Genomic DNA, 25,891 nt, shown 5'->3' with positions numbered 1-25,891 from the left:
CTAACGGCCAGCGAATCGAGCGCATGGTGACTCACCCTGCCGGGCGGGAGAGGAGCACATATGAGCGGACAGCAGCCCCCTGCGCTGCAGTTCCTTGGCGCGACAGATACCGTGACAGGTTCCCGGTACCTGATTCGTTCGCAAAATCACCGGATCCTTGTTGACTGCGGACTTTTCCAGGGCTACAAACTCCTCCGTGACCGAAACCGCGCTCCGTCGCAGGTCAGCCCCGCGAACGTTGATGCAGTGATCCTCACCCACGCCCATTTGGATCACAGCGGGTACATCCCCGCCTTGGTACGCGATGGCTTTCGCGGTCCTGTTTACTCAACACCCGGCACCGCGGAACTGTGTTCCCTCCTGCTCCCGGACAGCGGTTATCTCCAGGAGGAGGAAGCCCGGTATGCGGACCGCACCGAATCGTCAACGCACCATCCGCCCATGCCCTTATATACCGCTGACGACGCCGTCCGGTCGCTGGACAGTTTTCAAACCCGGAACTTCGACTCCCCTTTCGTACTGCCAGGGGGAATCGAGGCAACATTCCTTCCCGCCGGCCACATCCTCGGGGCAGCACAAGTACACCTCAGACTCGCAGGCCACACCATGCATTTCACCGGCGATCTGGGACGCAGGAACGACCCCCTGATGTACCCGCCCCGAGACCTTGAGGCCACTAACGTCCTTGTCACGGAATCCACGTACGGCAACCGGGCACATCCAGAAGGAGACCCGGAAGCTGAACTCGGCAAAATCATCAGCCGCGTGGCCAAACGACATGGAGTCATCATGATCGCTGCATTCGCCGTCGGCCGGGCCGAGACAGTCCTGCTGTACCTTTCGCGCCTGGTGGCCCGGCATGCAATTCCCGCCATCCCCATATACCTCAACAGCCCGATGGCCATCGACGCCTCCGGGATGTATCAGCGCCACCGCGAGGAACACAGGCTGGAACAGCACGACTTCGAAGCCATGTACAAGGTCGCGAAGCCCATCCGCAGCGCGGACGAATCCAAATTGCTCAACCTCCGCGGCGGACCCATGATCATCATCTCAGCCAGCGGCATGCTCACGGGCGGCCGGATCCTGCACCACCTCGCGGCCTACGGCCCGGACAAGCGCAATGCCATCATCCTTAGCGGATACCAGGCGGGAGGCACACGCGGCGCAGCACTCGCCGCAGGTGGGAAACACCTCCGCATCTACGGACAGGATGTCCACATCGAAGCCGAAGTCATCCAGATGGAAGGCCTCTCCGCGCACGCCGACTCCAATGAACTGCTCCAATGGATGCAGACCGCCCCACAGGCGCCAGACATGACCTACGTCACGCACGGGGAACCGGACGCCGCCGACGCCCTCCGTGCCCGAATCAAGCGTCAACTTGGCTGGAACGTCCGCGTTCCTGAACACCAGGAGACCATTTCGCTCGAAAACCCCCGCTGACACCCGGCCTTTCACAGCCACCGCCTGCCTGATCGTCCCGCACCCTGCACACGTGCTCTATTTGCAGCCCTCAAGGGTACGGGCAATGGAATCATGCTCGGCCTGCGTGACCCAGAGACTGTATTTGGCCTTCACAGACGTTTGGCGGGCGACATACTCGCATCGGAAGGCTTTGTTCGGCGGCAGCCACGTCGCCGCGTCACCATCCCCTTTGGCGGCGTTGGTCGGTCCGTCCGCCGCCATGAGATTGAGCGGGTCATTGGCAAGCTCCTCGCGCAGCTCATTACTCAGTTCTTGCGCACCCTTTTGCCATGCATCACTGAGTGGAACGATATGGTCGATCTGGACCTTGGAGCTCGTGTCCTGGCCGCGGACGAAGTTGATTGTTGTGGCGGTGTATTTGTCGGCCAAAGTGCCGCTGGCAACTACACAGTTGTTAGTGTTCGGCTTGAAAGTCTTGTCGACGAGGTCCCGCGCGAGAATGTCATTGCGGGTGTCACAACCGTTGTGGTCAATATCCGCCCACGCTGGACCAAACTCATCGCGGGTATAGCCGGTCTTGGGGGCCCGACCCTTGACTTGGATGGTTTCCAGTAGGTCGAGAGCTTTCGCGGCGTCAACGGAAGCTTCAGGATCCACCGTTGTTCCCGAGGCGATGCCTGGGCCACCCCGGACGTCGTCAAAGGCGTGGGCTGTGGCGTCGCATCCGGCCAATGACCCACCCAGCAGCAAGACGGTTGCGGCGGTTAGGACTTTGGAAGTCTGAAGGGCGGTTTTCATGGTCCTCTGGATCGCTGGGGGTCGTTCCACGCTAGCTTTGAACGACCGCCGCGGCGTGTAACCGCCTCCGTGGTGCCTGCCACACGCGTCGGACCTGCAGTCCCCGGCAACATCCGTTCTGACACCGTGTTCTCCATCCGCTGAGCAAAGAACGCCGTGTACGCTGTGGGCCATGACGGCGCCGCAAATCTATGTCATGTTCCCCGGCACGGCGCGTGAAGCACTTGCTTTCTACGCGGACGTTTTCGGCGGCGAACTCTCCTTGTTCACTTACCGGGAGTTCAGCCGGGATGATGGACCACCGGATGCCATAGCCCACGGCGTCCTCTCTGGCCCGGTCGCCGTGGCCGGGGCGGACGCGGCCACAGGCGAGAAGACTGTCCGATCTGAGGGGCTGATGCTCTCGCTGCTGGGAACGGCCGAACCTGCTGTTCTTCACCAGTGGTTCGACGAGCTCGCCTTGGGCGGCCACGTGATCGATCCCCTTGGCCCGAAGCCATGGGGCGCGGCGGACGGCCAGGTCATCGACCGCCACGGGCTCCACTGGCTCATCGGCTATGAGACGGCGCCCTGAGCATGCCCGTCATTTGTAGTCGATGGCGCGGCCTTTGGCGAGGGTTTCCGCCCACCACTTGAGCCCTTCGGCTAGGGCTTTGAGCCGGGGTTCGATAGGCTCGAAGACGCTGAAGTCAGCAGGGTCTTTGGATTTTAACGCTGGGCGTATGACTTCGGGCAGGATGTGCACGGCCTGGCGGATGGCTGCCATCTCAAGTTCCATGGCCACGAGTCGGAGTTGTTCGATCGCCCGCGCGCCCCCTACCCCGCCCCAGCCGACAAAGCCAACAGGTTTGCGCTGCCATTCGATGAAGGTGTGATCGATGGCGTTCTTCAATACTGCGGGGTAGCCGTGGTTATATTCCCCGGTCATGATGACGAACCCGTCCGCTTCATCAATTTTCCGGCCCAGGGCGGCGATTTCCTCGGTTGGGTAGTTACGCCCGGTGACGGACGGCGGTTTCTGGTCGAAGAACGGCAGCGGATAGTCGCGGAGATCAAGCAGTTCCACGTCCAATCCGTGCTCCGTCAACCGTTGCTGCACCCAAGGCGCTACACGTTCGCTGAAACGGCCCGTCCTGGTTGTTCCCATGATGACCTGGATCCTGGTCAATTGGCACCTCCTGGCCGAACTGGCACTCATTGACGAAACGCCGGCGCCGATGGCGTTATTTCATCGGAGCTTTGGAACATCTGGACACGGTCCCCCGAACGGCTGATGAACACTGGTCGAAGGCACGAATAACCCCGGTGCGTGGGAGCGGGCCCCGACTTCATGGCGCTTTAGTGTCGACATCCATGATCACCCCCAATCATCGTCACCGCCTCGCGGTCACCATCGCGCTCGCCGTGTCCCTCCCCTTCGCCTTCCTCACCCCCGCGTGCGTTTCCACCGCGGCGCCAACGGCACCCGATCCGCAGGCGGCTGCACCGGCACCGACGTCACACCTGGACCTCGGCGCGCAGAATCTGCCCGAGTCGCGGAACGTGACCACACTGGCCCCAGGCCTGACCCGGACCACGATCACGCGCGGCGCCCCTAACCAGGATTTCTCCTGGACCGCCGAAGTCGCAGTCCCGTCCATCTCGCCCGACCCTGACGCCCCGGCCTCCGCCCTGTCCACCCAGGCACAGGCGCAGAGGGTTGCCGACAAGGTCAACGCAGCCGGAGTCCCCGCCCGTGTCGAGCACGTCCAGTCACCCCAGCTCGCCGACGCCGGCGGCGACCTCGGCTACCGGGTCCGTGCGGGCCACTTCCAGACCAAGGCCGACGGCACCGCCACCGTGGACCAGATCAAAGCCGCGGGCTTCAAATCCTCCGTCATCTACACCGGCTGGGACGGCGACGCCGGCACCAGCGAAAATGACCGCGGACCTTGGAATCTCCAGGTGCTCACGATTGATCCGAAGGAATTCCACGGCGACCTCACCTCCTCCTTCGGCCCCAACCTGGAAGACCGCGAAACCACCAGCCAGCTCTCCGCAGCAGCAGGGGCACTGGCCGCCGTGAACGGCGGGTTCTTCACCATGGACCCCGCAGCGGGCGCCCCCGGGGACCCCGCCGGAACCGCAGTCCACGACGGCAAGGTCCTCAGCGAACCCGTCGCCGACCGGCCCTCCCTCATCCTGGATAAGAACGGCACCTCCATCCAGCGACTGCACTGGCACGGCACGGTCGCCGGCCCTGACTCGACCGGGCTCCCCCTCGACGGCATCGACCGGGTCCCCGGACTCATTCGCAACTGCGGCGGCACCGACGACACCCCGACCAACCTGCCCTTGCATGACTTCACCTGCACGGACGCGGACGAGATCGTCGCCTTCACCCCGGAGTTCGGCCCCACCACCCCGGCCGGCCCTGGACTCGAGGTCGTCCTGGACGCCCAAGGGACGGTCACCGCCGTCAACCACACGCGCGGGGCCGCTGTGCCCGCCGGCGGGCAGACGGTGCAGGCGATCGGCGCCGACGTCGACAAGCTCGCCGCCGTGGCCGTCACGGGCAAGAAGCTGAAGGTCGACGCCGATTTGCTCACCGAGAGCGGCAAGGCGCTGAAAACAACCCCTTCGACAGACGTCGTCAACGGCGGCCCGACCCTGGTCCAGGACGGGCGGCTGGACGTAACGGCCAAGCGCGACGGCATGGTCCGGACAAACGACAGCAACAGCTTCTTCTACGGCTGGGTCCACAAGCGCAACCCACGCACCTTCGCCGGAGTGGACGCCCAGGGCCGTACCCTCCTGGTCACCGCCGACGGCCGCCAAACAACCAGCCTTGGCCTGAGCCTGAACGAAGAAGCCCACGTAGCCAAGTCGCTCGGGATGGTCAATGCGATGAACCTCGACGGCGGCGGATCCACCACCATGGTCCAAGGCGGCCAGATGGTGAACTCCCCCTCGGACGCCACCGGCGAACGCCCCGTCGGGGACGCCCTCCTCGTACTCCCGGGCCGCAAGCCGTAATCCAACCCCACCCATCCAAAGATCTGACCGTCCCGTTACCCAAGTCCGGTCGACGGTGGGCTGGTTCGCCAGGTGAATTGGGGGTCGTAGCCCAGCAGGCGGCGCGCCTTTTCGATGGAGAGCAAGGTCTCGTGTTCGGCCAAGTCCTTGGTCACTCTGACCTTGGGGTACACCTCGGCCGCCAGGCTGGCGCTGGAGCGGGTCATGACGGTGTCCGCGTTGGCGATGATGAAGGCCTCGAACCCCGGTTTGCCGTTCTCCAGCGCCCGGAGCACGGCTTGCGCCCCGTCGCGGCCATCGATGTAACCCCAAAGGTTCCACTTGCGCAGCATGGCGTCGGCGTCGAAGGACTGAAACGCTTCGTAGTCCTCCGGATCCATGACGTTCGAAAACCGCAGCCCAACGATGCTCAGTTCCGGGTCCCAGCGCGTCAGCTCGATGGCCATCTGCTCCTCCAGGCATTTGACGAGAGCGTACGTGGTTTCCGGCCGGGCCGGGTACTCCTCATCGACCGGGAGGTAGGGCGGGTCGACGTCGAACGGTGTTCCCAGCACCGTCTCACTGGAGGCGTACACCACCTTCTTTATCCCGGCCCGGCGGGCCGCCTGAAACACGTTGTAGGTGGAGAGCATGTTGTTCTCAAACGTCGCCGCATCCGGCATGAGGCCCGGGGCGGGGACCGCGCCCAGGTGGACGACTGCATCAAAGCCTGAGTGCCTGCGATCCACGCCCAGGAACGCGTCGACCACTTGGCCATAGTCCCGAAGGTCCACCACGACCAGACCGGGGCTTCGCTCACCAGCCCGGTCCAGGTTCAGCACCCAGTGCCCCTCACTCGTGAGGCGCCGCACCACGTGCCGGCCCAGCTTCCCGCTTCCTCCAGTCACCGCAATCTTCATCGATATTCTCCTCAGAAAGGTTTGGCCGCGCCCACATCCACGCTTGCGGCAGGCCGCAGGGGTACACTGACCGTGTCAATTGGGACCAATCAACACCAAACGTAGACCGCAGACGCTCGTTCGCGCGTGGCCCTCCCGGTCCTAGGACAACCCGACCTACCCCCGTGCAAAAGTGAACGTAGTTTCCGATCAGGACCCGCAGCATGTCCTTCATGGTGGTGCCCTCGTGGGCGTTTCTCCGGGCTCGGAAGCTGGAATGTCCTAGACCGTGCGGGGTCCATTGCCGATAGGCTGTTGCTCCGAGACAGGGACAGCTACCTGAACAACGAGGTCTAAAAAGTGGATTCTGCTGCCATTCCCGTTACCCCCGTTCGCGTGGCCGAGTTGTTGCCGGAAGGCCAGCCCACGCCAATGCCCGTCTATGTGCACGTCATAGACCATCCCGAAGGACGCGTGCTGGTGGACACGGGCATGACTGACCTTCACCCGGCGGTCGCCGATATGGACCCCCGCCTGTATCCGCTCAAGGACCAGGGCTTCGACATCCGGAGTGTGGACATGATCGTCAACACGCACCTGCACTTCGACCACTGCGGAGGCAACCACCTCTTCGCGGGCACGCCGATCTACGTCCAGCGACAGGAACTCGACGACGCCCGCAACCAGAATGACTACACCATTCCTGAATGGGTGGATGCGCCAGGGATTCACTACATCCCTGTAGATGGGGAATTCGTACTGCTACCCGGCCTGAGGCTTCTTCCAGCCCCCGGGCATACACGGGGATCACAGGTCGTCGTCATCGACAGCGACGCCGGACCGACCATCATCGCAGGCGATACCGCAGTCTGGTTCGACGAACTCGACAGCCCCAAGACGGAGGGCCAACACCTGGTCCGCTCCCTGACTCCGCAAACCGTGTGGATGACGCATGAGCATACTCCCTGGACGCCTCGAACCAACACAACCCGGTAAGCCAAACCCAGATTGAGCTGCATGAGAGCTGCGGCCGGCGTGATCAGCCGGGCGTCTCCGCCACCGCGGGCTCCAGGCCCGGGCGATTGCGGATCACGGACGTACTTCAGGGGTGGCGCGCGCCCCGCTCTTGGGCGTGTTTGGCTCCCGTCAGAACGCTGCCCGCGTGTCGAACGCCGCAGCCGATTCGCTTAGCAGCCGAGCAACGGTATCGAGACTTGGGACCCGCCGATAAGCTCGCATGCGAAGCAGATTCCGAGGCATCGGCGACTGTAGAAGCCTGCACCAGGGATGCCGGAAATTGTACGGAGATCTCCAGTCAACTCCCCCAAAACAGATTAGGGAGGCAGAACAATAGATTTACGCGCTAAGTGATCCTTAGAATTGGCAGACCAAAACGCGGCCTTTTATGGCCCTAATATCCGGGTTTTCCCTACCGGCGCAGGGAGTGCAGGGGCTCCCCACTGAATTCAGCTCGTAAGAATTGCCAGGAGGCAACAATGAATTCGCTCCCCCGCAAAATCGCAAAGTTTCTCTCGATGGCCACATTTCTCACCCTGGTCATATCCGGCTGCAGTTCGCAGCCGGATATACCTGCCACCCAAGGGCCACCCGCCGCCCCAGCAACTTCTGCGGCTCGCACAGCGGATTCTGCAACGACACCAGCGACCAATACGGACACCCCGCAATTTGAAACTCCCACCCCTGCCGTCACACCCACAGCGCAAAGGCAAACCGTCATCGCGACGGCTCAACTGCCAACCGCCACCGCAACTGCCAGTTGCTCAAGCACCGACAGGCTTAACCCGGGCCATTGCATTGAGAGCGACTCATTGGGAGATGCACCGCTCGGTGCTGCGCCTCCGCAAAGCCAGATCATTCCAGGGAGCGACTACTCGTACACCGTGGAGCAGTACCTGAATTTCGTTATGGAAGATGTAGGAAACCAATGGGCGAAGTGGTTCCCTTCAGTTGGCCTGCCGCAACCATCCGTTTACTTCATCCTCGTCGAGCCAAATACGACAACCACGAGTAAATGCTTCACTGCACCCCTCTCCAGTGATCATCCGAACTCTTATTACTGCCCCAAGGACAGCGACAGCCAACATGACGGGACAATTATTCTCCCCGTCACGACCTTCCAGAAGATGTGGACAGGGGACGTCTTCGAACGCAACAGCAAGGCCAAGGGTGATTTTGCAGCCGCCATACTTGTGGCCCACGAGTTCGGCCATCACGTTCAGAATGCGATCCGACTGGGTTACAACAAGTTACATCCGGAAGCGCCAATATCGGCGGCACCTCAAGGAAAAAACATTGAACTCATAGCCGACTGCTTCGCAGGCAATTGGATGGCTACCGCCTATTACGAAGGGCTGCTGGAACCAGGTGACTACGAAGAAGCCATTGCTGGCCTGGAGGCCATTGGCGACACACTCCCCGGCGGAACGGCCCCGCACGGCTCGGCAGACGAACGGAAAACGGCGCTCTTGACCGGCTACAACGGTACGTCGGAAACGAAGTCGGGCGATCCCCTCGCCTGCATCTCCACCTACTGGAAGTAGGGGCGGCAGGCTTGTTCGCCAGGCCGGCAGGGGCTCGTCGCAGGCTTTGCGGGCCGTCAGCCTCATGACCTGAAGCGTGCCCCTTAGCGAAAACAGGTGAATTCTATGTAAGGGAAAGCGCGACGCTAAGGGAAGATCCTGCGACGGCGGCATCAAGGCACCTCTTGTAATACAAGTTATCCACTTGTATTATATGTGAGCGGGGTAACGTCGCCCCTTTCCATAGGAGAATGAATGAGTACCGTCGATCTGATCCGGCACGTCAAGCTGTCCACCGCACGCCTGCCCCTCACTGTTCCCATCAGTGACGCCAAGGTATTTACCGGCCGGCAGAAGCCCATGACCGAGGTGGTCTTCCTGTTCGCCGAGATCACCACCGAACTCGGGCATTCGGGAATCGGCTTCAGCTACTCCAAGCGGGCCGGCGGTCCGGCACAGTACGCCCACGCCAAAGAGGTCGCCGAGGGCCTGATCGGCGAGGACCCCAACGACATCGCCAGGATCTACACCAAACTCCTCTGGGCCGGCGCCTCCGTGGGCCGCTCCGGCGTCGCCACCCAGGCCCTGGCCGCCGTCGATATCGCCTTGTACGACCTGAAGGCAAAACGCGCGGGCCTGCCACTGGCCAAGCTCCTGGGCTCGTACCGCGACTCGGTGCGGACCTACAACACCTCCGGCGGCTTCCTCAACGCCACCCTGGACGAGGTCAAGGACAGGGCCACCCGCTCCATCGAGGAAGGCATCGGCGGCATCAAAATCAAAGTCGGCCTGCCGGACAGCAAGGAGGACCTCCGCCGGGTCGCCGGCATCAGGGACCACATCGGCCCCGACGTTCCCCTGATGGTCGACGCCAACCAGCAATGGGACCGCGCCACAGCCCTGCGCATGGGCCGCCGCCTCGAAGACTTCGACCTGGCCTGGATCGAAGAACCACTGGACGCCTACGACTTCGAAGGCCACGCCCACCTGGCCCAGGCCCTGGACACCCCCATCGCCACCGGCGAAATGCTCGCCTCCGTTGCCGAACACAAAGGCCTCATCAACGCCAACAGCTGCGACATCATCCAACCCGACGCCCCACGCGTCGGCGGCATCACCCAATTCCTCCGCCTCGCCGCCCTCGCCGACGAACGCGGCCTGGGCCTTGCCCCGCACTTCGCCATGGAAATCCACCTCCACCTCGCCGCCGCCTACCCGCGCGAACCTTGGGTGGAACATTTCGACTGGCTGGACCCGCTGTTCAACGAACGCCTCGAAACCAAAAACGGCCGCATGATCATCCCGGACCGCCCCGGCCTCGGCATCACCCTCAGCGACCAAGCCCGCGCCTGGACAACCGAAAGCATCGCCTTCGGCGCGTAACCTCCGCTTCGGGGCGCGCACGTCTACCGGCACCCACACAACCCAAGCCAGCCGCCGTTAGCACCCACGGCGACACGGCCGAAGCACCCAACGCTCCGGCATCCCCCTGCGCCCCGAAGCGCAACCCTACCCCCGCGCTTTTTCACGATAAGGAACGTCGATGTCCAATCCCATCATCCAATCCCCTACCCAGGAAGCCGGACCAGCACGTCCCGCAGGCACCAAGTCCCATACACGGTTCCTTGTGCTGGGGCTGATCTTCTTCGTCACGGTAGTCAATTACGCAGACCGCAGCAGCATGTCCATCGCGGGAACAGACATGACCAAAGAACTCGGGATGACATCAGTGCAGCTCGGGTTTGTTTTCTCAGCCTTCAGCTGGGCCTACGTCGTCGGGCAGCTTCCGGGCGGATACCTGCTGGACCGGTTCGGAGCCAAAAAAACCTACGGGCTCAGCCTCGCGCTCTGGTCCGCAGCCACTCTCGTAGTGGGCTTCGTCGGCCTGATCTCCACACCTGTCCTGGTATCCGTGGGCATCCTGTTCGCCCTGCGCCTGTTCCTCGGGCTTGTGGAAGCCCCCGCCTTTCCTGCTAACGCACGTATCACCACCATGTGGTTCCCCACCACGGAACGCGGTCAAGCCACGGCAGTGTTCAACTCCGCCCAATACCTCGCCACCGCGATGTTCGCCCCCATCATCGGCTGGATGACCTTCACCTTCGGCTGGCGCATCGGCTTTTACGTCCTGGGCGCACTTGGCCTGGCCATGGCCGTCGTCTGGTTCCGCTGGATGAACGTCCCCTCCAGGCACAAACGCGTCTCCGCCACAGAAATCGAAACGATCCGGGCAGGAGGAGGCCTGGTCGACCTCGACGAATCGGCAACCTTGGCCCAGAGGAGGGCGACGATCACCCGGTCCCAGTTCAAGCAGCTCTTTACCAGCCGTATGTTTTGGGGTCTTTACGTAGCGCAATACGCCGTCAACGCCCTTACCTATTTTTTCATCACCTGGTTCCCGATCTACCTGGTCAGCAGCAGGCACCTGAACATCATGCAGGCCGGCTTCATCGCGGCCATCCCCGCGCTCGCAGGCTTCGCTGGCGGCATCCTGGGCGGATTCATCTCCGACCTCCTCCTCCGTAGAGGACTCCCCCTTACGGCGGCACGAAAAATTCCGTCGGTCGCCGGCATGGCACTGGCCATGCTGATCATGCTCTGCCCATTCACCGACAGCACGCCCCTCATCGTGACCCTCATGACGCTCGCGTTCTTCGGCAAGGGGTTTGCCGCACTGGGCTGGGCGTTCGCCACCGACATGGCCCCCAAGGAAGCCAACAGTGTCTCCGCCGCCATCATGAACGCCTTCGGCAACATCGCCGGCATCGTCACCCCCATCGTCATCGGATTCGTTATCGCGGCCACCGGGAACTTCGACGTCGCCCTCTGGTTCGTCGGCGCCCACGGAGCCGTCGCCCTGTTCGGCTACCTCATCATGGGCAAGGTACAGCGGCTCGAATTCACCCCCGACAAAGCACCGAACTAGACGCCCTCTGGCGCGCCAACTCGACTCGCCGAAGAGAACGCGGTGAGACCGACCCGTGCCGCCGGCCGGTCTCACTGCTGCTTCGTTTAGGGGTCGACTGGACCGCACTCCTGCTTACATCAGACTGGATAGAAACCGTTTCTCGCTCTCACCCGAATCGCCTGGCGGCCTTCAGGGAACGCATATCACTATGCCTCCACGACAGGCATGAACACTGAGGTCATGAGCTCGGATTCGGGCGTTTGGCTCGGATCGTTGCGATAAATGTTGAAGTGGTGCGTCGCGAGGTCGTCATCTTCCCTGGCCGGCCGCAACCCGCTATCAGCGATAAACGCTGCTATCGCGGCATGTGCCCGGGGAATCGCATCCGTGTACGGCCCGGTGACTGTAGCGGTCACCACGCGACGTGCGGGAAAGTGCAGCACGCTCAATGGCTCCGCGGCCTCCGTATCGGGCGCTACCTCAAGGAAGACCGACTCGTCGACGTCGTGCTCGCGGTATTCACCGTCGTGTTCGATGCACCCGCCAGCGCCCGTGATGTGGATCCCCTGGGCTGAGATCTCAGGCGTGAACCGGGCCCACAGTTCGCCCTCGGCAGTGTAGTCGGGCACCCGCCCGCGAAGGGTGATGAGGGTTTGCTCGGGCAAGGTGGCGAGTTCGGCAGAGATGGTAGACATGGCGTCCTCCTGACGTTGTTGGTCCAGCATTCGTTCAATGATTACGAGCCGTCGCAGGGCGGCTGACGATTCCTCGGCAAGGGCAGCTCGCTGAGCGGACAGGGCTTGTGCGTATGCGGGGGTCCCCCGGGCAGCAAGGAGCGCCCCTATGGCAGACACACCAAAGCCCACGTCCCTGAGCCGCCTGATTTCGTTTGCCTCGCGGAGCTGGTCGTGGGCATACCAGCGGTAGCCGTTGGCTTGATCGACAACAGCCGGAGCGAGGACTCCGTTCGCGTCGTAATGCCGCAGCATCCTGACACTGATCCTGCTGAGCGAGGAGAAGTGGCCGATGGGCATGAGCTTCGAGATATCGGTCATGCCTCTGATTCTCCGCGCTGACATCGTGTCAGAGTCCACTTTCTCGAAGACTCATTTGGCGGCGCACGGCGACCGACCAGCCGGGGTGCCAACCAAAAAGTAGCCCAAGTCCACCTCTCTTGGGCTACCCGCGCCGATGCTGCCACTGCCAGGCGTGCCAGAACATGAGGCCCATGAAGGTCAAGAGAGTCCGCTAGCCTTCGCAGACCAATTAGGCTCCGAAAGCACCAGCCTAACTGCCGTCACAGGTGGTCGATATAGACGGATGCTCTTCGGAAGCCACCTTCTCCAGCCGCCGATCGAGGTTCTCAGGAGTGGCACGCATCTAACGAAACCCTCCATTCAGTGGGCGACGGCGGACATGGCGAAAAAACCTTTGACACCAACCAACTAACGCGGGTAACTTAGATCACGCATCAAGGTAACGCGAGTTACTAACCGTAGGTCCGGTCCACTAGTGGCCAACGTCCAGTTCAACGAAGACTTCTGGAGCATCCAATGGCGGACACAGCCTCCCAACGCCGCGCACGGAACTACCCAGGCACTGCTTCGGCCGGCAGCCAGTGCTGCACACCGAGCGTCAAGGAGCCCCGTGGAGGTGAGTATCCAGGAACAAACACTTCAGAGTTCATCAACCCATATAGCAGGAGAATCGACCACTGCCATCCGGCAGTTGATCGACCGTCCTGCTACTGGACGCTCTTCGGTCTGACCGCGAAATCAACGTCGAAGAGCGAAACCCAACCCACCCTTCACCTTGCTGATGAAGACAGGAAGAGACAGCCCATCATGACACAACCCAGATTCTTTCTTCAGGTCGAGCCAGGCGCTCACCCGACGCGATGAACTTGGGAGCCCCCGGCTCCTGCAATTGAAGCCACTTCGATTTCGCGGCGCTCCCTTTACGCCAACACACGCCCGCTCCACAGGTCCGCGGACCTCAGTCACGGCCATGAAAAGAGAACAATGAACAGCGTCACCACCACCGTTGAGACCTACAGGCCGGCAATGCACTTCGCCGCCAAAGACACGTGGCTCAACGATCCGAACGGGCTTGTCTTCCACGAGGGCACGTACCACCTGTACTACCAGAACAATCCCTTCGGAAACGTCCACGCCAATATGTCCTGGGGCCATGCGACTTCTACCGACCTGGTCAGCTGGACGGAACAACCCGTAGCGATTCCCTGTGATGACGACGAGGAAATCTACTCCGGCAGCATTGTGGTGGACGCCGGCAACACCAGCGGATTCGGCGCGGACGGGACGGCTCCCCTGGTGGCTATCTACACCAGCGCGTACAAGCCGGGCTCCCTCCACGAGGGCACGCAGGCGCAGTCCCTCGCGTGGAGCACGGACGGCGGATACTCCTGGACGAAGTACGCCGGCAACCCGGTCCTGACCCGGAACTCGCCGGAATTCCGGGACCCCAAGGTCTTCCGCTACGACGGCCCTTCGGGCAGCTATTGGGTCATGGTGGCGGTGGAAGCTCATGATTTCACCGTCCTGCTCTACCGCTCCCAGGACCTCAAGAGCTGGGAATATCTCAGCACCTTCGGCCCCGCCAATGGCACGGGAGGCATCTGGGAATGCCCGGACCTTTTTGAGCTGCCCCTGGACGGTGACTCCTCAGCCACGAAATGGGTCCTGACGGTGAACATGAACCCCGGGGGCCCCAACGGCGGGTCCGCAGGGCAGTACTTCGTGGGAGAGTTCGACGGCGTCACGTTCAGTTCCGAGACAACCCTCACCGAGGGGATGCAGGACCCTGAGCGCGTACCCGACTACCAGTGGCTGGACTGGGGCCGGGACTACTACGCCGCCGTCTCATTCAGCAACGTCCCGGAGGGCCGGCGGCTGATGATCGGTTGGATGAACAACTGGCAGTATGCCAACCACATCCCCACCTCGCCCTGGCGCAGCCCCATGAGCCTGGTCCGGGACGTGTCCCTCGTTTCCGTGAACGGGCAACCCCGGCTCCTGCAGCGCCCCGTACCGGAGGCGAGGGCAACTTCGACACCCGGTCCCGAGCAGCGGCTGGCCCTGAACGGCCCCGCAACCGTCGAGGGCGGCACTGCGGTACAGCTTATTGACATCACCTTCTCCCCTGGTGATGCCGAGGAGTTCGGGCTTGTGGTCAGAGGGTCAGCGGACGGGACGGTCGGTACACGGATCGGGATCCGCGCCGGCAGCGGGGACCTCATCGTGGACCGCACCCACTCCGGCGACACCGACTTCCACGAAGCCTTCGCCTCGACCAGCCGCGCCCCCATTGCCCCAGCCAAGGACGGCAACTACACCCTGCAGATCTTTGTCGACCACTGCTCAGTGGAGGTCTTCGCGAACGATGGGCTCGTCTCGGTGACCGAACTGGTCTTCCCGGATCCAGCCCAAACTTCCCTCACTCTCTACTCCACCGGCGGCACAGCCGACGCAAAGCTCCAACTCACCAACTTCGACAAGGATGATGCCTAATGGAATACCGCAAATTGGGAACCTCCGGCCTGTACATCAGCGAAATCGCCTACGGAAACTGGGTCACCCACGGCGAGCAGATCGACCAGGCCGCTGCGACGGTATGCGTCAAGCAGGCACTGGAGTTGGGCATCACCACCTTCGACACTGCCGATGCCTATGCCGGAACCCGGGCGGAGGAAGCTCTGGGTGTCGCGCTCAAGGGAACACGCCGTGAAAGCGTGGAGATCTTTACCAAGGCCTACTTCCCTACCGGGGATGGCCGGAACGACCGCGGCCTGTCCCGCAAACACGTCATGGAGTCCATTAACTCGTCGCTCCGCCGGCTCCAGACTGACTACGTCGACCTGTACCAGGCACACAGGTATGACTACGAGACTCCGCTGGAAGAGACCATGCAGGCTTTTGCCGATATTGTCCGGGCGGGGAAGGCACACTATATCGGGGTGTCGGAGTGGACGGCGGACGAGATCCGCTCCGGCGTTGCCCTTGCCAAGGACCTTGGGGTCCGGCTCATCTCCAACCAACCGCAGTATTCCATGCTGTGGCGCGTCATCGAACCGGAGATCGTTCCCCTGAGCGAGGAACTGGGCATTGGCCAGATCTGCTGGTCTCCGTTAGCCCAGGGAGTCCTCACCGGCAAATACACCCCCGGCGCGGTGGCCCCGGAAGGCTCCCGCTTCCGAGGCGACAACGGCGAGCTGAAGAACGACCACCGCTTTCTCAACGAGGACATCCTCACCCGCGTCCAGAAACTGAAGCCCCTGGCCGAAGAGACGGGACTGTCCATGGCAGCCTTCGCGGTTGCATGGGTACTGCAAAACCCCAACGTCTCGGCGGCCATCGTGGGAGCATCCCGGCCCGAGCAGCTCGTGGACAACGTCCGGGCCGCAGGAGTGAAACTCGACCAGGAAATGCTCCTGAGGATCGATGACATCCTCGGCCCTGTCATCGAAAGAGACCCCGGGAAGGTCGAGTCCTTCAAGGACCGCCCCTAACGGCAACAGCTAAAGAAACGTATTGACACCGGCTAGTAACGCGGGTAACTTAGATCACAGCCTGAAAGTAACGCGAGTTACTAAGCTTAGATTCACCCACTTACTTCCGTTTTACCACGGGCAACCCCGGCTCAATGAAGACCTCTGGAGCATTCAATGGCGAAGACCACCTCACCCGACAAACCCGGCACTGCCCGGCAGCGTGGCGTCACCATGAATGACGTAGCCAGGCATGCCGGAGTGTCCAGGACAGCTGTTTCTTTCGTGCTGAACAACCGTGAGGACGCCAGCATTTCGGAGGAGACCCGGGTCCGCATCGCTGAGGCGGTTCAGGCTTTGGGTTACCGTCCAAATGCCGGGGCGAGGGCGCTGGCATCCCAGCGCAGCGATTGGTACGGGATCGTCACCGAGATCGTCACCGCCCCCTTCGCCGTGGACATCATCAAAGGTGCCCAGGACCAGGCCTGGAGTGACGGCCGGTTCCTCCTGATCGCCCCGTCGGACCAGGGTGATGCGGCCGGCCCCAACCAGGGGATGGAGGATGCTGCTGTGGAAAAGCTGCTGGAGCAGCGGGTGGAAGGCCTTCTGTACGCCGCAACCCACCACCGTGGCGTCCATGTGCCCCGCAGCGCGCACGAAGTGCCCACGGTGCTCGTCAACTGTTTCGACCTGGACGGGAAGCTGCCCTCAATCGTCCCTGACGAACGCGCGGGCGGACGGGTCGCCGTCAAACGCCTCCTCACGGCCGGCCACACCAAGATCGGTGTGATCAACCTGGACCCCCGCATCCCGGCAGCTGTTGGGCGTTTGCAGGGAGTCCGGGAGGCCTTGGCCGACGCCGGCCTGGAGCTTGATCCGGAGCTCGTGGCGGCCGGGTATGCGACGGCAGACGGAGGCTACGACGCTGCCTGTCAGATCCTTGACCGGTACCCGGCCAAGGACCGGCCCACCGCCCTGTTTTGCCTCAATGACCGTATGGCCATGGGGGCTTACGACGCCATCAAAGAACGTGGCCTGGCCATCCCCGGTGACATCGCCGTGATCGGCTTCGACAACCAGGAACTCATCGCGGCCTACCTCAGGCCCAAGCTGACCACTGTTGCGTTGCCGTTCGAAAAGATGGGCGCTCTGGGAGTCCAGACGCTCGCCGCCCTTACAGCCGGACAGCCGATCACTGCCAATCAGCAGTTGGTCGACTGTCCGCTGTTAGAACGCTCTTCGGTCTGACCGCGAAATCAACGTCGAAGAGCAAAACCCCAACCCACCCTTCACCTTGCTGATGAAGACAGGAAGAGATAACCCCATCATGACACAAACCAGGTTCCTCAAGTCCGCCCGCATTGCCGCGGCCGGACTGGCGGTAGGCGCGATGCTGCTGACCGGCTGCGCCGCCACCGGCAACAAGTCCGGCGGCACCGACGCCGCAGCAAATGCCAGCGCGTTCCTCACCATTCCCCGCGAAGACATGGGCACGTTCGTGCAGAACTTCAACCCGTTCGCACCGACCGTCAACCCCATGGTCCAGCAGTCCATCTACGAGTCCCTCCTGGTCTTCAACCCGGCCAAGGGCAATACGGTGCCGTGGCTGGCCACCGACTGGAAGGCCGCGGACGACGGTAAGTCCATCACGTTCACCCTGCGTGATGGTGTGAAGTGGTCCGACGGCCAGCCGTTCGTTGCCGACGACGTCGCGTACACGTTCGAGCTCCAGAAGAAGCTGAAAGGCGGCTACGAGTATCTCGACGGCGTGACGGCACAAGGCAACAAGGTCACCTTCAACTTCAACAAGCCCTGGTCCCCAGCCCTCTACGACGTCGGCCAGCTCAGCATCCTGCCCAAGCACATCTGGTCCGCGCTGGCCGATCCGGAAAAGGACGCCAACGCCAAACCTGTGGGCACCGGACCGTACACCGAGGTGGACAACTTCCAGGCCCAGTCCTTCGTGCTGAAGAAGAACCCCAACTACTGGCAGCCGGACAAGCAGAAGATAGCCGGCATCAAGATGCTCGCATTCGCCGGGAACGACGGCGCCAACCTTGCCGCCGCCAACGGCGACGTGGACTGGGCGCCCCAGTACATCCCGAACATCGAAAAGACCTTCGTCTCAAAGGACAAGGACCACCGGCACTACTGGTTCCCTCCGACCGGTGCCATGATCAACTGGCAGCTCAACACCACCAAGGCCCCCTTCAACGATGTTGATGTCCGCAAGGCGCTGAGCATGGCCGTGGACCGGGACCAGGTCACCAAGATCGGCATGAGCGGCTACGCCCAGCCGGCCGACTGCACGGGCCTCTCCGGCAACTACGAGACCTGGAAGAACACGCAGGTCAAGGACAACTGCACCTGGACCAAGCACGACGTCCAGCAGGCAAACGACCTGCTGGACAAGGCGGGCTACACCAAGGGCTCCGACGGCAAGCGCACGCTCAAGGACGGCAAACCGTTCGAGTTCAAGATTTCCGTGGGTGCTACCTCGTCCGACTGGCTCTCCGTGGCCAACGTGATCTCCCAGAACCTGGCGGAGGTAGGCGTAACCGCGAAGGTGGACTCCCCGGACTGGGCTGCCGTGGTGGCAGGGTACGAAAAGGGTGATTTCGACTCCGGCATCGTCTGGAGTGCCAACGATCCCAGCCCGTACAAGTACTTCAACACCACGATGGGTTCCTCATCGGTGAAGCCGGTGGGCACCAAGGCCTCCGACAACTACCACCGTTTCGGCGACCCCAAAGCTGATGCCCTTCTGAGCGACTTCGCTGCAGCGACTGACCAGTCCAAGCAAAAGGATATTGCCAACAAGCTGCAGGAAGAATACAACGACGCCGCACCAGTGGTGCCGCTGTTCTCCGGCCCGGAATGGGGCGCGTACAACGACATGCGCTTCACCGGCTGGCCCACGCAGGACAACCCGTACGCCACTCTCTCGGTTCGCGCACCCTCCACGGTTCTGGTGCTGACCAGCCTGGAACCGCGCAAGTAGTCCCCGCCCCTGAGGCCCATCTGGCCCTCAAGGCACCACACGCCCGACGGCCTGGCTCATGCCATCAGCCGGCCGTCGGGCGTACCCACAATCTTGACCACTCCCGAATTGGAGGGAAACCGTGCGCTTCATCCTGCGCCGACTGGGTTTCTACCTGATCGCCTTCTGGGCATCCATTACCCTGAATTTCCTGCTCCCCCGCTTCATGCCCGGGGACCCCGTATCACGCATGTTCGCCCGTTCCCAGGACAGAATGCAGCCCGAACAGCTCGAAGCCCTGCGCAAGCTGCTTGGCGTGGACGACCGGCCCATCTGGGAGCAGTACGCCGGCTACCTCCAGAACATCCTCACCGGACAGATGGGGGTATCGATTACACGCTTCCCCACCCCCGTCACCGAAGTCATCTCATCCCAAATCGGCTGGACCCTCCTGCTTGGCGGAACCGCGCTGGTGATTGCCGCCGTCGTGGGCAACCTGCTGGGCATCCTGGCAGCCTGGCGCCGCGGCAGCGCCCTCGACTCTGCCCTGCCTCCCGTGCTGGTCTTTATCGGATCGTTCCCCTACTTCTGGCTGGCAATGGGCGCTCTGTACCTGTTCGGCGTCGTGCTCGGCTGGTTCCCCATCCGCCACGCGTTCACCGACGGCCTGGAGCCGGCGTTCACTGCCGAGTTCATCGGTGACGTCGGCGCCCACCTCGTGCTACCGGCGCTGACCATCGTGCTGGTCTCCATCGGTGGCTGGATGTTGGGCATGCGGAACACCATGATTGCCACGAACTCCGAGGACTACATCACCATGGCCGAAGCCAAGGGCCTTCGCCCCGGACGGATCATGCTCCGCTACGCAGCCCGGAACGCGATGCTGCCCTCGGTGACCAGCTTCGGCATGGGCCTGGGCTTCGTCGTCGGCGGCGCCCTTCTGACCGAGGTGGTCTTCGCCTACCCCGGCGTCGGATACCAGCTCCTCAACGCCGTCCAAGGCCTCGACTACCCGCTTATGCAGGGCCTGTTCCTGACCATCACCGCCGCCGTGCTGCTGGCGAACTTCCTGGTGGACATCCTCTACGTCCGCCTCGACCCCCGCGTGCGCAGCAACTGAGCAGTGCGTACCCAGTAACCAAGGGACCGACCATGACCAGCGTTATCCTCCAGCAGCCAACTGAAGCAAAAGCTGCCCGCAAAACCAACCGTGGATTCATCCACGGACTCATCACCAACAAGAAGGCCATGACCGGCATGGCCATCATGCTCGTCTTCATCGTCCTCTCCCTGGCCGCGCCGGTACTGTTCCCGGACGACCCCTCCCGGATCACCGGGATGGCCTCACTGGAACCAGACAGCGAACACTGGCTCGGAACCACCGCCAAGGGCCAGGACGTGCTCGCCCTGACCATCCACGGCGCCCGAAGCTCCCTGCTCGTAGGGCTTACCGTCGGGTTCGCATCCACCTTCATCGGAATCCTCGTTGGCCTGGCATCAGCCTATTTCGGCAAATTCATCGACGAAGCACTGTCGCTGCTGACCAACGTCTTCCTCCTCCTTCCCGGCCTGCCGCTGCTCGTCATCCTGGCCGCCTTCCTGCCCCCGGGGCTGGGCACGGTCATCCTGGTCCTCACCGTCACGGGATGGGCCGGATCAGCGCGCGTACTCCGGGCACAGGCCCTGTCCATCCGATCCAAGGACTTCGTCGCTGCCGCCGTCGTCTCCGGTGAGCGCGCCGGCCGCATCATGTTCCGCGAAATCCTGCCGAACATGGCATCGATCGTGATGGGAACACTGCTCGCCTGCGTCATCTACGGCATCGGGGCCCAGGCCGGCCTCGAATTCCTTGGACTGGGTGACGTCAGCACTGTCTCCTGGGGCAACAACCTCTTCTGGGCCGGAAACGAAGGCGCCCTGCTCACCGGAAGCTGGTGGGTCTTCATCCCCTCCGGCCTCTGCATCGCCCTGGTCGCATTCGCCCTGGCCCTCATCAACTACGCCGTCGACGAAGTAACCAACCCCCGGCTGAGGAAGATCCGCAAACCCGCCACCACCGAAAGGGGCGCCGCACAGTGACCGTCTCCCAAACCTCCTTCGGCTCCCATGAACCGGTCCTCGACGTCAAGAACCTCACCGTCAAATACGTCGGCGACTCCCGCTCGACCACGGCCGTGAACGACGTCTCCTTCAGCATCGGCGCCGGTGAGGTCTTCGGGCTGGCCGGCGAATCCGGTTGCGGAAAATCAACCATCGCCAACTCCATCATGCGGCTGCTCAAGGACCCGGCGAAGATCGCCGCCGGCAGCATCTCCTTCGGCGGCAAGGACGTCCTCGCCATGAACCAGGACGAGCTGCGCCGTTTCCGCTGGCAGGACGTCGCCATGGTGTTCCAGTCCGCCATGAACTCGCTGAACCCGGTGCTCACCATCGGGGAACAGATGGCTGACATCTTCACCACCCACGCCGGCTACCCGCGCAAAGAATCCCTTCGACGCGCGGCGCAGCTGCTGGAACTGGTCCGCATGGACCCCGCCCGCCTCAAGTCGTACCCGCATCAACTCTCCGGCGGCATGCGGCAACGCGCCGTCATCGCCATGGCTGTGGCCCTGAAGCCCTCACTGCTGATCCTGGACGAGCCCACCACCGCACTGGACGTGGTGGTGCAACAGGAGATCATGGCCCAGATCAAGGATCTGCAGCGCGAACTGGGCTTCTCCGTCCTCTTCATCACGCACGACATGTCCTTGATGGTGGAACTCTCCCACCGGATGGCCGTCATGTACGGCGGCCGGATCGTGGAAACGGCCAAAGCCCACGACATCTACACCGCCCCAGGACACCCCTACACCCAAGCCCTCATGGGCGCGTTCCCGCCGCTCACCGGCCCGCGGATCCCGCGTAAGGGCCTGCCCGACGGCGTGAAGTTCCGGAACATCCCGGACCTCGCCGAAATTGCGCCCGGCCACTTCGTGGCACCGTTTGATGCCGACGCCGAAGCCGCCGTCCTTGAAGGAGCAGCACAATGAGCCACGCCGTCCACTCCCCGGCACGGCCGGATGTTTCGTCCCTGACTCCTGCCCTGGAGGTGCGCGGACTTGGTAAGTCCTTCCACATCGGCGGCCTGTTCTCCAGCCAGGCGGTCCGGGCGCTCCACGGTGTCGACCTGACCATCGGCCGCGGAGAGATCGTGGCACTGGTCGGCGAATCCGGTTCAGGCAAGAGCACCCTGGCCCGCTGTGTCGCCCGGCTCGAGAAACCGAGCGAAGGGGCCATCCTGGTCGACGGCGTCGACGTCCTCAAACGTGACCGCTTCCAGGCCTCACGGGAGTTCCGGTCCCAGCTGCAGATGGTCTTCCAGGACCCCTTTGGCTCACTGAATCCCGCCCACCGAATCGAGCACTTCCTCCGCCGGTCCCTCACCATCCACGGCAAAGGCGGCACCCGCCAACGCGGTTCCGAAGTGCAGACCAGGCGCCGTCTCGAAGAGCTCATGACCACCGTCGGGCTTCAGGCCGACATGCTCGACTCCTACCCCCATGAGCTCTCCGGCGGGCAACGTCAACGGGTCGCGATCGCGCGGGCCCTGGCCGTGGAACCAAACGTCATCCTCGCCGACGAACCGACTTCCATGCTGGACGTTTCGGTCCGCATCGGCGTGCTGAACCTGATGCGGAAACTGCGCGATGAGCAGGGCATTTCCATGCTCTACATCACCCACGACCTCGCCTCCGCCCGGTACCTGGCGGACCGGACGGCCGTCATGTTCGCCGGCGAAATCGTGGAAGAAGGTGAATCACTGGACCTGCTGGCCAACCCGGCCCACCCCTACACCCAATTGCTCGTCTCAGCCGTCCCCGACCTGGCGCGGGCCGGATCCTACGACCCCATCCACCGCGCCCAGCTCCGGCAAGCCGTCATGGCTTCGGCCAGCTGCGCCTTTGAGAACGACCCGGAGCAGCGCTGCTCATCCGAGGAACCCGTCCGCCACCAGGTGGGCGACCCCCTGAACCGCCACTGGGTCCGCTGCCACCTCTACCGCCCGCGCGCCGGCGCCGGCGGCCATGCATTGGCCACAGAACCGGAGCCTGGAGACTGACGTTCCCGTTTCCACGTCCAAACATCAACATTCACGCCCCTGGCCGCACCGTCGCTGCCCGCCGAAAGGTAACTGATGGAAGACTCACCCGCCGTATCCCGGCGTGCCCTCCTGACCGGAAGCGGGGCCGTTGCCCTCACCGGATCGCTCGCCCTCGCAGCACCATCCGCTCAGTCAGCGGCAGCGGCACCACCGAACGCCCCCGGCACCGCACCGGCCAAGCCGCCCTACAAAGGACCAACCCGTATGCGCCCGACCTATCACTTCAGCGTCCCCGACAACTGGAAGAACGACCCCCAGCGGCCCATCTACATCGACGGCGAATACCACTACTACTACCTCTACAACGCCGATTACCTCCAGGGCGGCGGCGGCACATCGTGGCGCCGTGCCACCACAACCGACCACGTCTCCTTCCGCGACCGTGGCGTGGCCATCCCCAAGTTCAGCAACGGCAACGGCGACTGCTGGTCAGGCTGCCTTGTCATCGACGAACGAAACACTGCCGGCTACGGTGAAAACGCCGTCATAGCCCTCGTGACCCAGGCACCCCAGGGCCGCCAGGCCCAATACCTCTGGTACTCAACTGACCGTGGGCGTTCGTTCCAACCTGGTGGGACGGCGCCGGTACTTCCAAACCCAGGCGTGCAGGACTTCCGCGACCCGAAAGTCATCTGGGACGCCGACCGCGGGCAGTGGTTCATGGTCAACGCCGAAGGGCAGAAGCTCGGCTTCTACACATCTGCCAACCTGCGTTCCTGGCGGCGGGTCGGCGAATTCGTCCGGACGGACCTGGGGTTGCTGGAGTGCCCGGACCTTTTCCGCATGACCGCCGACGACGGTACTTCGCACTGGATCCTGGGCACCAGCGCCAACGGCAAAGGCCGTGGACTGCCGGCAACATACGCCTACTGGACAGGAGCCTTCAACGGAATCACGTTTGCTCCCGACCATGCCGAGCCGGAATGGCTGGACTACGGCTATGACTTCTACGGAGCAGTGACCTACCCCCACCACGACGCCTCCGGCGCGGAGGATGCCACCCTGCGCAGGGCGCTTGGCTGGGCGAACTTCTGGGACTACCCCCACAACACCCCCACCCTGGCGACCGACGCGTACAACGGTGATGACATGATCGTGCGCGACATCCGGCTCAAGAAGGCAGACGGAAGCTACCACCTCGCCTCAACCCCCACCACCGGCCTGGCCAACCACATCAAACGCACCCACAACCTCGGGGACGTCAAGGTCACGGGAACGCATGACCTCGATATCAGTTCACTGGCCTATGACCTGACCTGTGAACTCGTATGGGACCCGGCGGCCCCTCCGTCCAACATCGGCCTTGAGATCTGCCGTGCAGCCGGTGGGGGCCGGCACGTTGCCGCCGGTGCGTTCCTTCGCGGCCCCTTCGCCTACGTCAACCGGCGGCCCACCATCAACCCCACTGGCGGGGAAAGCCAAACACCTATCGATCCCTCGGCAGGGCGCCTCACACTCCGCCTCCTGGTGGACCGGACCAGCGTCGAAATGTTCGTCGGAGACGGACGGGTGGTGCACTCACACCGCGTGTTTCCCCTGGAAGGTGACAACAACATCCGGCTCTACGCCAACGATGGAACGGCCACGTTCAGTGACCTCACGATCAACGAGATCGACGCGACGACTTAGCCATTCCCCACTCAACACTGCCCGAGAGACAAACATGGATTACCTCAAAGCAGCCTGCCCCGACGCCCAGCAGCCTTTTGACGCCGTCGTTGTCGGCGAGGCGCTGATCGATGTGGTCACCACCCCGGACAGCCAGGTTGAGCATCCTGGCGGATCGCCCGCCAATGTCGCCTATGGCCTCGGACTCCTGGGGGTCACCACGGGATTGCTCACGGCCATTGCACCCGATGAGCGGGGAAGAACCATAGAGAACCACCTCCACGGGGCAGGAGTAACACTTCTGCCCGGATCAAAATCCCTCACCCGCACCGCAACAGCGACCGCAACCCTCGGACCCGACGGATCCGCCGCATACGACTTCGACATCCGCTGGCAGCTGCCAACAGCAACGCCTGCCTGTTTCCCCCAAATCCTGCACACCGGTTCCATCGCCACCTTCCTCAACCCTGGGGCCGGTGCCGTCAAAACCCTGCTCGAACAAGCCCACAAGCATTGCACCATCACCTACGACCCGAACATCAGGCCATCCCTGCTTGGCAGCCACGCCGAAGCGAAGGAAACCTTCGAAGCAATCGGCGCACTGACCGACGTCGTTAAACTCAGCGACGAGGACGCCCAGTGGCTCTACCCCGCGAAAACACTGGAAGAAACCGCTGAGCACATCCTCCGCCTCGGCGCCAAGCTGGCGGTGATAACCAAGGGTGCTGCCGGCTCCCAATTCACCTCGCCGTCCGCGAGTATCACCATTCCCGCCGTCAAAGCGACGGTGGCGGACACCATCGGCGCCGGCGACTCCTACATGGCCGCACTGATCCTGGGCCTGCTCACCCGCGGCACCGGGGGCTTTGCCCCCGCCGTCATGGAGCAGCTGGGACGCACCGCAGCCGCAGCAGCGGCCATCACCGTGCAGCGCGCCGGGGCGAACCCACCCACCCTTGACGAACTGACAGCTGCTGTCGAAGCAAACGCCTCCGCACCACGAATTTCGCATGCGACCAGGCATAAACAAAACGACCCTGCGGGCAACAGAAGTCTGGGACGCCGTTTACCCTGTTAGGAGGAGCCAA

At 63.0% G+C, this 25,891-nt stretch carries 21 protein-coding genes; 17 read left to right on the top strand and 4 right to left on the bottom strand.

Going from position 1 to position 25,891, the window contains the following annotated elements; genetic code table 11:
• Nucleotides 1-60: 60 nt before the first annotated feature.
• Nucleotides 61-1,446, top strand: a complete 1,386-nt coding sequence (locus QRM95_RS00355) for an MBL fold metallo-hydrolase RNA specificity domain-containing protein (RefSeq protein ID WP_285245951.1) — start codon at nucleotides 61-63, stop codon at nucleotides 1,444-1,446.
• A 57-nt stretch (nucleotides 1,447-1,503) separates the two neighbouring features.
• Here the strand turns inward: QRM95_RS00355 and QRM95_RS00350 are convergent, their stop codons facing one another.
• On the bottom strand, nucleotides 1,504-2,226 hold the full coding sequence (locus tag QRM95_RS00350; RefSeq protein WP_285245950.1) for an HNH endonuclease family protein: 723 nt from the start codon (nucleotides 2,224-2,226) through the stop codon (nucleotides 1,504-1,506).
• A 172-nt stretch (nucleotides 2,227-2,398) separates the two neighbouring features.
• Between QRM95_RS00350 and QRM95_RS00345 the strand changes: the two genes are divergently transcribed.
• Nucleotides 2,399-2,800, top strand: a complete 402-nt coding sequence (locus tag QRM95_RS00345) for a VOC family protein (protein WP_285245949.1) — start codon at nucleotides 2,399-2,401, stop codon at nucleotides 2,798-2,800.
• Between the two features lie 9 nt (nucleotides 2,801-2,809).
• On the opposite strand, the gene QRM95_RS00340 is transcribed toward QRM95_RS00345, so the two are convergent.
• Entirely contained in the window at nucleotides 2,810-3,394 is a 585-nt protein-coding gene (locus QRM95_RS00340; protein WP_285245948.1) for an NADPH-dependent FMN reductase, read from the bottom strand.
• A 185-nt stretch (nucleotides 3,395-3,579) separates the two neighbouring features.
• Here QRM95_RS00340 and QRM95_RS00335 point away from each other — a divergent pair, with 185 nt between their 5' ends.
• Nucleotides 3,580-5,241: a phosphodiester glycosidase family protein gene (locus QRM95_RS00335; protein ID WP_285245947.1), complete on the top strand. Its 1,662-nt coding sequence runs from the start codon at nucleotides 3,580-3,582 to the stop codon at nucleotides 5,239-5,241.
• 35 nt (nucleotides 5,242-5,276) lie between these two features.
• Here the strand turns inward: QRM95_RS00335 and QRM95_RS00330 are convergent, their stop codons facing one another.
• Nucleotides 5,277-6,140, bottom strand: a complete 864-nt coding sequence (locus tag QRM95_RS00330; RefSeq protein WP_285245946.1) for an NAD-dependent epimerase/dehydratase family protein — start codon at nucleotides 6,138-6,140, stop codon at nucleotides 5,277-5,279.
• Between the two features lie 339 nt (nucleotides 6,141-6,479).
• On the opposite strand from QRM95_RS00330, the gene QRM95_RS00325 reads away from it, so the two are divergent.
• The 4 genes from QRM95_RS00325 (at nucleotide 6,480) to QRM95_RS00310 (ending at nucleotide 11,585) form a co-directional block, all read left to right on the top strand.
• Nucleotides 6,480-7,115: an MBL fold metallo-hydrolase gene (locus QRM95_RS00325; protein ID WP_285245945.1), complete on the top strand. Its 636-nt coding sequence runs from the start codon at nucleotides 6,480-6,482 to the stop codon at nucleotides 7,113-7,115.
• Between the two features lie 500 nt (nucleotides 7,116-7,615).
• The gene (locus QRM95_RS00320; protein ID WP_285245944.1) at nucleotides 7,616-8,680 is read left to right on the top strand and encodes a neutral zinc metallopeptidase; all 1,065 of its coding nucleotides are present in this window, start codon (nucleotides 7,616-7,618) and stop codon (nucleotides 8,678-8,680) included.
• A gap of 234 nt (nucleotides 8,681-8,914) precedes the next feature.
• A complete protein-coding gene (locus QRM95_RS00315; protein WP_285245943.1) occupies nucleotides 8,915-10,042 on the top strand; it encodes an L-talarate/galactarate dehydratase in 1,128 nt (375 codons plus the stop codon).
• Between the two features lie 160 nt (nucleotides 10,043-10,202).
• Nucleotides 10,203-11,585, top strand: coding sequence for an MFS transporter (locus QRM95_RS00310; protein ID WP_285245942.1), 1,383 nt, complete (start codon nucleotides 10,203-10,205; stop codon nucleotides 11,583-11,585).
• A 188-nt stretch (nucleotides 11,586-11,773) separates the two neighbouring features.
• On the opposite strand, the gene QRM95_RS00305 is transcribed toward QRM95_RS00310, so the two are convergent.
• The gene (locus tag QRM95_RS00305; RefSeq protein WP_285245941.1) at nucleotides 11,774-12,622 is read right to left on the bottom strand and encodes a MerR family transcriptional regulator; all 849 of its coding nucleotides are present in this window, start codon (nucleotides 12,620-12,622) and stop codon (nucleotides 11,774-11,776) included.
• Nucleotides 12,623-13,588: 966 nt separating this feature from the next.
• Here QRM95_RS00305 and QRM95_RS00300 point away from each other — a divergent pair.
• The 10 genes from QRM95_RS00300 (at nucleotide 13,589) to QRM95_RS00255 (ending at nucleotide 25,881) form a co-directional block, all read left to right on the top strand.
• Complete coding sequence (locus QRM95_RS00300; protein ID WP_285245940.1) at nucleotides 13,589-15,097, top strand: glycoside hydrolase family 32 protein; 1,509 nt, start codon at nucleotides 13,589-13,591, stop codon at nucleotides 15,095-15,097.
• Nucleotides 15,097-16,095: an aldo/keto reductase family protein gene (locus QRM95_RS00295; RefSeq protein ID WP_285245939.1), complete on the top strand. Its 999-nt coding sequence runs from the start codon at nucleotides 15,097-15,099 to the stop codon at nucleotides 16,093-16,095. The genes QRM95_RS00300 and QRM95_RS00295 overlap by 1 nt, the downstream gene beginning before the upstream one ends.
• 156 nt (nucleotides 16,096-16,251) lie before the next feature.
• The gene (locus QRM95_RS00290) at nucleotides 16,252-17,322 is read left to right on the top strand and encodes a LacI family DNA-binding transcriptional regulator (RefSeq protein WP_285245938.1); all 1,071 of its coding nucleotides are present in this window, start codon (nucleotides 16,252-16,254) and stop codon (nucleotides 17,320-17,322) included.
• A gap of 79 nt (nucleotides 17,323-17,401) precedes the next feature.
• Nucleotides 17,402-19,075 carry an ABC transporter substrate-binding protein gene (locus QRM95_RS00285; protein ID WP_285245937.1) on the top strand — a complete coding sequence of 558 codons (1,674 nt, stop codon included), beginning with the start codon at nucleotides 17,402-17,404 and terminating at the stop codon, nucleotides 19,073-19,075.
• Nucleotides 19,076-19,196: 121 nt separating this feature from the next.
• On the top strand, nucleotides 19,197-20,174 hold the full coding sequence (locus tag QRM95_RS00280) for an ABC transporter permease (RefSeq protein ID WP_268003065.1): 978 nt from the start codon (nucleotides 19,197-19,199) through the stop codon (nucleotides 20,172-20,174).
• A gap of 32 nt (nucleotides 20,175-20,206) precedes the next feature.
• The gene (locus tag QRM95_RS00275) at nucleotides 20,207-21,133 is read left to right on the top strand and encodes an ABC transporter permease (protein ID WP_133832848.1); all 927 of its coding nucleotides are present in this window, start codon (nucleotides 20,207-20,209) and stop codon (nucleotides 21,131-21,133) included.
• Nucleotides 21,130-22,083, top strand: coding sequence for an ABC transporter ATP-binding protein (locus QRM95_RS00270; RefSeq protein ID WP_285245936.1), 954 nt, complete (start codon nucleotides 21,130-21,132; stop codon nucleotides 22,081-22,083). Before QRM95_RS00275 ends, QRM95_RS00270 begins: the two co-directional genes overlap by 4 nt.
• Nucleotides 22,080-23,153 carry an ABC transporter ATP-binding protein gene (locus tag QRM95_RS00265; protein WP_285245935.1) on the top strand — a complete coding sequence of 358 codons (1,074 nt, stop codon included), beginning with the start codon at nucleotides 22,080-22,082 and terminating at the stop codon, nucleotides 23,151-23,153. The genes QRM95_RS00270 and QRM95_RS00265 overlap by 4 nt, the downstream gene beginning before the upstream one ends.
• A 246-nt stretch (nucleotides 23,154-23,399) precedes the next feature.
• Complete coding sequence (locus QRM95_RS00260) at nucleotides 23,400-24,824, top strand: glycoside hydrolase family 32 protein (protein WP_350223873.1); 1,425 nt, start codon at nucleotides 23,400-23,402, stop codon at nucleotides 24,822-24,824.
• A gap of 34 nt (nucleotides 24,825-24,858) precedes the next feature.
• Entirely contained in the window at nucleotides 24,859-25,881 is a 1,023-nt protein-coding gene (locus QRM95_RS00255; RefSeq protein WP_285245933.1) for a PfkB family carbohydrate kinase, read from the top strand.
• Nucleotides 25,882-25,891 lie beyond the last annotated feature (10 nt).

Source organism: Pseudarthrobacter sp. efr-133-R2A-89 (genome assembly GCF_030209315.1).
Lineage (GTDB): Bacteria > Actinomycetota > Actinomycetes > Actinomycetales > Micrococcaceae > Arthrobacter.
This window is presented reverse-complemented; position numbering and strand designations above follow the sequence as displayed.